The organism is Streptomyces sp. NPDC057253, assembly GCF_042669125.1.
Taxonomy (GTDB): domain Bacteria; phylum Actinomycetota; class Actinomycetes; order Streptomycetales; family Streptomycetaceae; genus Streptomyces.
Map to the genome: position 1 here is coordinate 1 of NZ_JBHUXV010000241.1, position 7522 is coordinate 7522.

Annotated in this window: 6 protein-coding genes; 4 read left to right on the plus strand and 2 right to left on the minus strand. The window is 69.7% G+C overall.

From position 1 onward, the window contains the following. Window positions 1–29: 29 nt before the first annotated feature. Window positions 30–425, minus strand: a complete 396-nt coding sequence (locus tag ACFULQ_RS48020) for a nuclear transport factor 2 family protein (RefSeq protein ID WP_383557863.1) — start codon at window positions 423–425, stop codon at window positions 30–32. A gap of 184 nt (window positions 426–609) precedes the next feature. On the opposite strand from ACFULQ_RS48020, the gene ACFULQ_RS48025 reads away from it, so the two are divergent. From ACFULQ_RS48025 to ACFULQ_RS48040, 4 genes are read left to right on the plus strand one after another with little or no spacing between them, the layout of a single operon-like run. After that, window positions 610–2178 (plus strand): ABC transporter substrate-binding protein, encoded by a 1569-nt coding sequence (locus tag ACFULQ_RS48025; RefSeq protein WP_383557866.1) that lies wholly within the window; start codon window positions 610–612, stop codon window positions 2176–2178. A gap of 2 nt (window positions 2179–2180) precedes the next feature. Next, a complete protein-coding gene (locus tag ACFULQ_RS48030; protein WP_383557870.1) occupies window positions 2181–3029 on the plus strand; it encodes an SMP-30/gluconolactonase/LRE family protein in 849 nt (282 codons plus the stop codon). Beyond that, a complete protein-coding gene (locus ACFULQ_RS48035; RefSeq protein WP_383557873.1) occupies window positions 3026–3922 on the plus strand; it encodes an SMP-30/gluconolactonase/LRE family protein in 897 nt (298 codons plus the stop codon). The genes ACFULQ_RS48030 and ACFULQ_RS48035 overlap by 4 nt, the downstream gene beginning before the upstream one ends. A 39-nt stretch (window positions 3923–3961) precedes the next feature. Next, the gene (locus tag ACFULQ_RS48040) at window positions 3962–4867 is read left to right on the plus strand and encodes an SMP-30/gluconolactonase/LRE family protein (protein ID WP_383557875.1); all 906 of its coding nucleotides are present in this window, start codon (window positions 3962–3964) and stop codon (window positions 4865–4867) included. A 549-nt stretch (window positions 4868–5416) separates the two neighbouring features. On the opposite strand, the gene ACFULQ_RS48045 is transcribed toward ACFULQ_RS48040, so the two are convergent. Next, window positions 5417–7318: a hypothetical protein gene (locus ACFULQ_RS48045; RefSeq protein ID WP_383557877.1), complete on the minus strand. Its 1902-nt coding sequence runs from the start codon at window positions 7316–7318 to the stop codon at window positions 5417–5419. Window positions 7319–7522 lie beyond the last annotated feature (204 nt).

Genomic DNA, 7522 nt, shown 5'->3' on the forward strand with positions numbered 1-7522 from the left:
ATTCCGTACCGGGGCCCACGCCGTTGCGGTCAGGGAGCGGGTGGTGTCTGCCCACCGGTCAGGAAGAAGGTCTTGCTGGCGATGGCCCACTCGCCCTTCTCCCGGACCAGGGTGAAGTAGTTGGTGAAGTCGGATCCGAGGTATCCGGTCTCCTCCAGGACCGCCGCCGCCACGTTCCCGGTGATCTCCACGGACCGGACGGTGTGCGTGTAGCCGTCGAGCCAGAGCGCGGGATCGGGACTTCCGGCGACGACGTCGAGGAATCGCCCGATGGGAACGGTGACCAGTTCCTCCCCCAGATATCCCCACATGTGCGCGTCGGGACGAAAGGCCGATCCGACGAGTTCCGGATCGGAGGCGGTTACTCCCGCCACGTATTTCCCGATCACCTCGCGTACGGCGTCGATGTCCATGTCAGTTCCCATGTGCCGGGTGTTCCTTTCCCTCGTCTCCGTTCGATTCGACCACGCCGACGCGGGAAAGCATCGGCCTCTTGGGACTCCATGACGTGACGGACAAGGACTGTGCGCGGCTGGACAAGACCGTACGACCGTCGCACGGCGATCCTTGGGCAAAGCAACCGGTGTCCCTGAAGCCGTGGAGGGCTCGATGGAACTGAGTAGACGCGGAGTGCTCCGGACCGGGGCGCTGGGGGGTGCGGCACTGCTGAGCGGCGGGCTTCTGTCCGCCTGCGCCGGCGGGGCGAACACGGGTACGGGAGGATCCGGCTCCGCCGGACCGACCGGCGCCCCCAAGCGGGGCGGGACCTTCGTGCACGGCATTTCCGGCGGGAGCTCGAAGGACAGCCTCAGCGCCTTCGTGATCAACTCCGCCTCGGACTTCGGCCGTTTCTGCGCGATGTACGAAACCCTGTGGTTCCCGTCGGCTGACTACACCATTCAGAAGAAGCTCGTCGACGAGTACTCCGTCAACAAGGCCGCGGACGAATGGACGATCCGGCTGAAGTCCGGTGTCGAGTTCCACAACGGGAAGAAACTCACGGCCGAGGACGTGCTCCACTCGTTCACCACACTGCTGGACCCGAAGACCGCCGCGGCCTACGCGGGTTCCCTTTCGGACCTGGACCTGGCGAACAGCAGGAAGGTCGACGAACTCACCGTCCGGCTGAAACTGAAGTCGGGCCTGACGAATCTTCCCGAGATCCTGTCGACCTTCATCCCGATCATCCCGGTCGGCTACGACCCGGCGAAGCCGGTCGGCACCGGCCCGTTCAAGCTGAAGAGCTTCGAACCGGGCCGGCAGACCACCTTCACCCGCCACGAGAACTACTGGCAGCACGGAAAGCCCTACCTCGACTCCCTGACGATCATCGACTTCGCCGACGAGTCCAGCCGGGTCAACGCACTGCTGTCGGGCCAGGTGACGGGCGCCGACACCATCGAGTTCTCGCTGCTCCCACAGCTCCAGGGCAAGTCGGGCGTCAGTCTGCTGCACCAGCAGACCAACAGTTTCGTGCCCCTGCAGATGCGGACCGACAAGCCCCCCTTCGACGACCCCCGGGTACGCCAGGCGTTCCGGCTGCTCGTCGACCGCAAGGCGCTCAACGAGGCGTCCTTCCTCGGGCACGCCCGCATCGCCAACGACCTCTACGCGCCGTCCGATCCGCTGTACGACGCGTCGCTGCCGCAGCGCGAGCAGGACGTCGCCCAGGCGAAGTACCTGCTGAAGCAGGCGGGCGCGGAGAACCTGAAGGTCACGCTGACCACCGCCGACCTGGGCGCGGGCATCGTCAGCCTGTCGCAGGCGTTCGCCGAGCAGGCGAAGCGGGCCGGGGTGACGGTCACCGTCGACAAGGTCGACCAGGCCACGTTCTACGGCCCGAACTACGGCAACTGGCTGTTCTCCCCCAACCTGACGACCCCGGCGAACTACTTCTACACCTGCCAGTCCAGCGACGCCCCGACGTCGACGACGAACTTCACCCACTTCAAGGACGCGGAGTTCGACTCGCTCTACCGCCAGGCGGTCGCGGAGACCGACACCGCGAAGCAGAAGGAACTGGCGCACCGGATGCAGAAGATCCAGTACGACCGGGGCGGCTACATCATCGCCGGGTTCTACGACGCCTTCGACGGCCACAGCAACCGGCTCGGCGGGCTCAAGCCCGATGTGTCCGGTCTGGCCCTGTACCGCTACGCCGACCTGTGGCTGGCGTGACCGTGGCCACTCCCGTCGTGCTCGCCGAGGGGCTCGGCCATCCGCAGGGTCCGGACGTCCTCGCCGACGGCTCGGTGGTCTTCGCCGAGACCTACCGGGGCCGGGTGGCACGGTACCGCGAGGGCGACGGTGTGACCACGCTCGCGGAGACCGGCGGCGGCCCGAACGCGGTGCTCGCGGCGCCGGACGGCTCCCTGTACGTCACCCAGAACGGGGGCCAGGCCGGTCCGTGGCGGTCCCCGGACCAGCGTCCGCCGGCCGTGCTCCGGCTCGCCCCGGGGTCGTACGCCTCCGAGACCGTGGCGACCGAGGCGGACGGTGTGCCTCTCCTCGCCCCGCACGATCTCGCCCTGGGACCCGACGGCACGTTGTACTTCACGGACTCCGGCACCTGGGCGCCCGAGACCCGCCCCGATCCGGGCCGGCTGATCGCCGTGGCCCTCGACGGCGGTGTCCGCACGGTGCTGAACACCGGGCACACCTTCCCGAGCGGCATCGCGGTGGCCGAGGACGGCTCGCTGCTCTGGGCCGAGTGCTACACCCACCGCATCCTGCGGCTGCCGCCCGGCGGTGAACCGGAGGTGCTGTGCACCCTGCCGGAGGAGCAGTTGCCCGAGTCCCTGAAGACCGGTCCGGACGGCACCCTGTGGGTCGCCGGGCTGTTCGCCGAGGGAATCGTGGTCCTGGACCGGCACGGCCGGCAGACCGACTTCGTGCACACCGGGGGTCTGCCGCTCAACTCCGTCCTCGCGGACAGCACCCTGTACGTCACCGACCTCGGCCCTTACGACGACTCCGCCCCGGACGACACGGCACAGATGGTGGGACGACTGCTGGCGGTGGCACTGTGACCGACGACACCGAGATCCTCGCCGACCTGCTCGGCCACCCGGAGACTCCCGAACTCCTCCCGGACGGCGGGGTGTTGTTCGCCGAGACCGACAGCGGCCGGATCTGCGTGCGCAACCCCGACGGTCTGCTCGCCACCTTCGCGGTGCCCGGCGGCCGTCCGTACGGCTGCCTCTTCGGCAGCGACGGCCACCTGTACGTCACCCAGAGCGGCCACGACGGGGAGGGGCGGCTCGCTCCTCGCTCGGTGCCGCCCTCGCTGCAGCGGGTGAGCCCCGACGGCACCCGTTCCGAGGTGCTCGTGACCGAGGCCGACGGGCTGGCGTTCACCGCGCCCAACTCGCTGGCCTGGGCCCCCGACGGGCGGCTGTACGTCACCGACTCGGGCCACTGGGACCCCGACCTGCGCTCCGATCCGGGATACCTGTACGCGGTCCGCCCGGACCACCGTGCCGAGGTCGTCCTGGAGCTCGGGCCCACCTTCCCCAACGGCGTGCTGGCCGAGAGCGACGGCGGTGTGGTGTGGGTCGAGTCCTACACCCGCCGGGTGTGCCGCCTGCTGCCCGGCGGACGCACCGAGCACATCACCACCCTGCCCGAGGGCCACACACCGGAGGCGGTCAAGGCGGACGCGGACGGCAACCTCTGGATCGCCAACTTCGAGGCGGGCGGCATCGACGTGATCGCCCGGGACGGCACCCCGCTGCGCGAGGTCGTCCTCGGCGGTGTCCCCATCAACTTCGCCTTCGGCGACGGGGAGTTGTACTTCGTCGACTTCGGCCTCACCGCCCACGAGACCCCGTACGGCTACCGCCCCGGACAGCTGAGGCGGACGGCCTGCCGGACCGCCGGAGCGCCCGTCCTGCGTGGCGCGCTGGACCCCTCCGGCACCTGACGGACCACGAACGGCCACGAACACCAGGAGAGCGACACCATGTCCACCCCGCTCACGATCGACGTGCTGGAAGCCGACTTCGGCGGTATGCCGCAGGGCGGCGACCTGCTGCCCGACGGCCGGTTCGTCAGTGTCGACACCCACACCGGCCGGCTCGTCGGCTGGTCCCCCGAGACCGGAACGCACAGCCTCGGCAAGACCACCTCCGGGCCCATCGCCGTCGCCATCGGCACCGACGGAGCCGCCTACCTGGCCCACACGGGCGGCCGGATCGGTGACTTCTGGGTCGCCGACGACGCCGTCGCGCCCTGTGTGCAACGGCTGCGGCTCGGCGCCGAGGAGGCGGAGACGCTGCTCACCGAGGTGCAGGGCGTACCGCTCGTCGCACCGCACGACCTGGCCTGGGGAGCCGACGGACGGCTCTGGGTCGCCGACTCGCACATCTGGGAGTGGGACGAGGGCCTGCGCGAGGAGCGCAGCGGCAACGGCCGGATCATCGCCGTCGACCCCGACGGCACCGCCCGGACCGTCGTCGACACCGGGGTCAGCTTCCCGGCCGGGATCGCCGCGGAGGCGGACGGCTCGATCGTGTGGACCGAGGCGTATCTCGACCGGGTACGGCGCCGGCGGCCGGACGGCACCGTCGAGACCGTCGCCCAGCTGCCGCACGGGCACATCCCGCACGGCATACGCTGCGCGGCGGACGGCAGCCTGTGGATCACCTCCTTCGGCTCGTCCACCCTCGACGTGGTGGCCGCCGACGGCGGTTCGGTCCGGTCACTGCCGCTCGGGGAGAACGACCGTCCCATGAACCTGACCTTCGACGGGGAGTCCCTGTACGTGGTGGAGTTCCTGGAGGACGACGAGGGCGAGATGGCGGGGCGGCTGCTGCGCGTCGGCACCGGTGTCGAGGGGGCTCCCCTGGCCCGGGGCGCGCTGCTGTGAGGCTCTCCCCGGTACGCCGGTGGCAGCGGTTCAGCGGACGGCCGACGAGTGGCGGGCGAGGAGGCCGCCGTGAGCACGAGACGCGGGCCAGGACGTGCGCGGCGGTGTACCCCTCGCCGCTGGCGAACTTCAGCGGCCTCGTGTGCGGGACGGCGTACTGGTCGGTCTCGATCGCCACGATCCTCACCCGGCACCTCCGCTGATCCCCCGCATCGTTTCCTGCGTGTACCGGGCGGCGCCAAGCAGGCGCCCCACTCGCGGGGTGGCCGACGAGTGGGACGCCGAGCGGCATGCTGTCCGAGTAACGGTGGCCCGCGACCGTCACGGTGGGCAGCCCGAGCAACTGCCAGAGACGGCTGAGCACCGAGTTGCCGGTGGCCCCAGCCCGTGCGGGGCGCGTCGGGGCGGCGGGGCCGAAGGCTGCGAGCTCGGTGTCGGTCAGGGCCGGAGTCGCGGAGCCGTCCGCCCGGACCGCCGTAGAAGCGGTGGAGGAGCGGGTGGCCCCGGATCTCGACGATGCCTGTGACGTACGCGGCGGCTGTCGGGTCCTCACCGCACGGTCAGCGCGAGGGCACCGTGGTAGCTCGTGCCCGGTTCGATGGCCGTCACCGTGCCGTCGACCGTCAGGGTCACCGACCTGCCATGACGTGCCTTCACGGCCGCGTCGGCCGCCAGGGTCAGCGCGGTCAGGTGGGAGATGCCCGTGACGGTCCAGGTGGAGCCGCTGTCGAGCTTCACGATCGTGCCGTTGTTGACGGCCGCACCGACGGTGTTGGTCACGATGCCCAGCTCGTCGAAGTTCGACGAGTCGATCCGCGACGTCCGGTGTGCGGTCCTCGTCGAGGAGATGACACCCTCGACGGAACTGCCCGCGAGGGTGAGGACCATGTTCTTCGCCGAGCGCATGCCGTTGTAGAAGTCCCCCTTCAGCGCGATCGAGCGGAGGGTGACCGCCCCGTCGGTGTCGTGGGCGACGGTGACGTCGAAGGAGGAGTCCTTGACCGGGTCGGTGGTGGGCTCGGTGTAGACGCCCTGGTTGACGAGCTTGCCGTCGACGACCACGGGGCCCGGGTCGTCCAGTTCCATCATCTGCAGGATGACGCCGTCGCGCGGACGGAGGCGGACGCCCCGCGAGCCGTCGACGGTGATGTTCGTCCGCTGGCCTTTGTTGAGGAAGGTGGCCCGCTCGGAGTTGACGACGGTGCCGCCGTCCACGGTCAGGGTGCCGGGCCCGAAGAACATGTAGCCGAAGTGACCTGAGTTCACGACTGTGTTACGGGCCGGGATCGCCTTCAGTTCCACGTCCGACAGGCCGAGTTCGAGCTCCGTGTTGAGCCCGGCAACAGCCTGGGAAGTGCTGTCACCGTAGTGCACGACCGCGTTCGTCCCCGCACAGATGGTCGCGTAGCTGCCGACATCGAGACGGGAGCCCAGGACACGGACGGTCGAGTCGGCGATGGCGTAGGTGCCGTAGCCGTACTCCCCCGTGTTGCCGACATGGCTGTTGATCACGGTCAGTTTCAGTTGGCTACCGCCTTCGACGGACAGGGCTCCCCAGGTCTCCGAGAAGACGGTGGAGTTGAGGTAGGTGGCCCGGCTGTCGTCACCGATGAGGTTGGTGGCGCGGACATTGCCGTCGAGGCCGAGCATCCAGGGCACGGACTGCATGTACGGCGTGTCGACGGTGGGCTCGTAGGCGTCGGGCAGGACGCCGTTGCGGCACTGGATGGTGGAGTCCTTGACGACGACGTTGGCGCCCCCGCTGGAGACGACCGCGGTGCGGACCACTCCCCTGGTCCTGATGCGGGCGCCGTCGACCACCACGGTCGTGGCGGGTCCGTCTCCGACCACGGCCGCGCCGTAGCCCACGAAGTCGCACCTTCCGTTGCCTGTCAGGGAGATGGTGGGTCGCCGCAGTGTGTAGGTGCCGTCCTGGACGAAGACAGCGTCGAAGCACTCGCCGGTCGACGTGATCGACACGTCGCGGGCGACGGTGTCGGTCAGCCGGCCGCCGGTCACCGCGGAGAGGACGGACCTGTCGCGGTCCACGCCGCCGGCACCGACGTAGAGCGCCTGCCGGAAGGGGAAGGTGAGCGCCTCGTACGCCACGTCGTTCGCCTCGGTCACGGCCAGGACCAGGTCGCCGCGGTAGGTGCCGGCCTGGATCAGGGTGACGCTGCCGCCCGTCTCGGTCAGAGCTTGGCCGGTCTCCACGCCGTCGACGGTCAGCGAGATGCTGCGGCCGTCGGGGGCGGTGATCCTCCCGCCCTCGGCGATGGTGAGACGGCTCAGCCGGGTCGTCCCCGAGAGTTCGACACTCTCTCCCGCACCGACCGTGATTGTCTTGCCCGGCGATCGCTGTGCGGCGGTGGCGGTGACGGCCGGGAACAGCGCCGCCCCCACGGCGGCGGTACCGACAGCGAGAATCGAGCGTCGGGTGATCAGCGTCATTGCTTGCCTTCCCACGGTTCGTGTGTGATGTCGCGCAACGTGACCAACCACCGCCTGATGCGCGGTCGGCAAGGCCCGGACCAAGGCGTCCGAGGTGCGCTTCAGGGAGTGAAGCACCTGCGGGGACAGGCGAGTAGGCGCTTCACACACGCATGCGGGAAGCCGATGCCTGAGATCACGGCGCTCACTGCATGGCGACTACAC

What these genes read in the sequence shown, in the direction of transcription:
- ACFULQ_RS48045 (WP_383557877.1), bottom strand. Translation starts at nt 7,318, where the DNA reads ATGACGCTGATCACCCGACGCTCGATTCTCGCTGTCGGTACCGCCGCC.
- ACFULQ_RS48020 (WP_383557863.1), bottom strand. Translation starts at nt 425, where the DNA reads ATGGGAACTGACATGGACATCGACGCCGTACGCGAGGTGATCGGGAAA.
- ACFULQ_RS48040 (WP_383557875.1), top strand. Translation starts at nt 3,962, where the DNA reads ATGTCCACCCCGCTCACGATCGACGTGCTGGAAGCCGACTTCGGCGGT.
- ACFULQ_RS48025 (WP_383557866.1), top strand. Translation starts at nt 610, where the DNA reads ATGGAACTGAGTAGACGCGGAGTGCTCCGGACCGGGGCGCTGGGGGGT.